Origin of the sequence: Stenotrophomonas sp. NPDC077421, assembly GCF_049545505.1 — a bacterium.
GTDB lineage: Bacteria > Pseudomonadota > Gammaproteobacteria > Xanthomonadales > Xanthomonadaceae > Stenotrophomonas > Stenotrophomonas nematodicola.
In genome coordinates this window covers 1-1,891 of sequence record NZ_JBMWDP010000081.1, presented here as the reverse complement: position 1 = coordinate 1,891, position 1,891 = coordinate 1, and the positions used below count along the sequence as shown (strand labels likewise).

Here is a 1,891-nt window from a genome sequence, read left to right as displayed (position 1 = left end):
AAAGGCGTCGCCACAACCGGTCGGGTCGACCACGCGGCGCTCGTGCGCCGGCGGGATGTCGTAGGTCTTCTCCGGGGTGTGGATGACCGCACCCTTCGGGCCGCGGGTGGTGATGTAGGCCTTGACCCGGCTCACGATCTGCTTTTCATCCCAGCCGGTGCGCTCCTGCAGCAGGTTGGACTCGTAGTCGTTGACCACCACGTAGTCGGCCTGCTCGATGAACGTGCGCAGTTCCGGGCCGTTGAACAGCGGCATGGCCTGGCCCGGGTCGAAGATGAACGGAACGCCACCGTCGAAGAATTCCTGCGAGTTCTGGATCATGCCTTCGCGGCCGTCCGGGCCGACCAGGCCCAGGGTGACGCCCGGCACGTCCTTCACGTGGTTCTCGTAGGACCGCATCATCGCGCCCGGGTGGAAGGCGGTGATCTGGTTGTTGTCGTGGTCGGTGGTGATGAACGCCTGCGGGGTGAACAGCTCGTCGATCACCTTGACCCGGCTCAGGTCGATGCCCAGGCCCTGGAAATATTCGCGGTAGGGGCCGAAGTCCGAGCCCACGGTGCCCATCGGGATCGGCTCGCCGCCCAGCAGGTGCAGGTTGTAGGCGATGTTGCCGGCGCAGCCGCCGAACTCGCGGCGCATGCGCGGGACCAGGAACGACACGTTCAGGATGTGGACCTTGTCCGGCAGGATGTGATTCTTGAACTGGTCCGGGAACACCATGATGGTGTCGAAGGCAAGAGAACCACAGATCAAAGCGGACATCGATTAAGGCCTATGCGGAAAGGGTGTTGAGGCCCGTCGGGCGGGCAACGAAACGGCGCCCTCGGGCGCCCTGCGGCGCAAAGGTTAACGGGTGAGACGCCACAGGGCCAGAACCCGGGCTGTCCGGATTGGGCTGAATGGCCGTGAAGGCTGGCTTTGCACCAGATTTGTCCTTGCTCGCGCACAGGGGGATTGCTAGGCTTGTCGGCCTCGAATTCTGCCCATTTTTTCGCCATCCCGCGTTGGGCGCGACACCCCTCAGGATCAACTCCCAGATGTTCAAGAAACTGCGTGGCATGTTCTCCAATGACCTGTCCATCGACCTGGGCACGGCCAACACCCTCATTTACGTACGTGGGCAGGGGATCGTGCTGAACGAGCCGTCGGTCGTGGCCGTGCGCCAGGACCGCGCCATCGGTGGCACCCGTTCGGTTGCCGCGGTCGGCGCCGAGGCCAAGCAGATGCTGGGCCGTACCCCGGGCCATATCACCACCATCCGCCCGATGAAGGACGGCGTCATCGCCGACTTCACCTACACCGAGGCGATGCTCAAGCACTTCATCAAGAAAGTGCACAAGTCGCGCTTCCTGCGCCCGAGCCCGCGCGTGCTGGTCTGTGTCCCGGCCGGTTCGACCCAGGTCGAGCGCCGCGCGATCAAGGAATCGGCTGAAGAGGCCGGGGCGCGCGACGTGTTCCTGATCGAGGAGCCGATGGCCGCCGCGATCGGTGCCGGCATGCCGGTGACCGAGGCGCGCGGTTCGATGGTCATCGACATCGGCGGCGGCACCACCGAGGTGGCCGTGATCTCGCTGAACGGCATCGTCTATTCGGCGTCGGTGCGCATCGGCGGCGACCGTTTCGACGAGTCGATCACCAACTACGTGCGCCGCAACCACGGCATGCTGATCGGTGAAGCCACCGCTGAGCGCATCAAGGTCGAGCTGGGCTGCGCCTACCCGCAGGCCGAAGTGATCGAAATGGAGATCTCCGGGCGCAACCTCGCCGAGGGTGTGCCGAAGATGATCAAGATCAGCTCCAACGAGGTGCTCGAAGCCCTGCACGAGCCGCTCTCGGGCATCGTCAGCGCGGTCAAGCTGGCGCTGGAGCAGACCCCGCCGGAACTGTGCGC

At 64.8% G+C, this 1,891-nt stretch carries 2 protein-coding genes; one reads left to right on the top strand and one right to left on the bottom strand.

The window, feature by feature from the left end; genetic code table 11:
- Window positions 1–762 (bottom strand): carbohydrate kinase family protein (locus ACPEH1_RS20505; protein WP_423716314.1); only part of this gene is annotated, 762 nt, incomplete at its 3' end.
- Window positions 763–1,037: 275 nt separating this feature from the next.
- On the opposite strand from ACPEH1_RS20505, the gene ACPEH1_RS20500 reads away from it, so the two are divergent.
- Window positions 1,038–1,891: rod shape-determining protein (locus tag ACPEH1_RS20500; RefSeq protein WP_423716313.1), on the top strand; the 854-nt coding region annotated here is incomplete at its 3' end.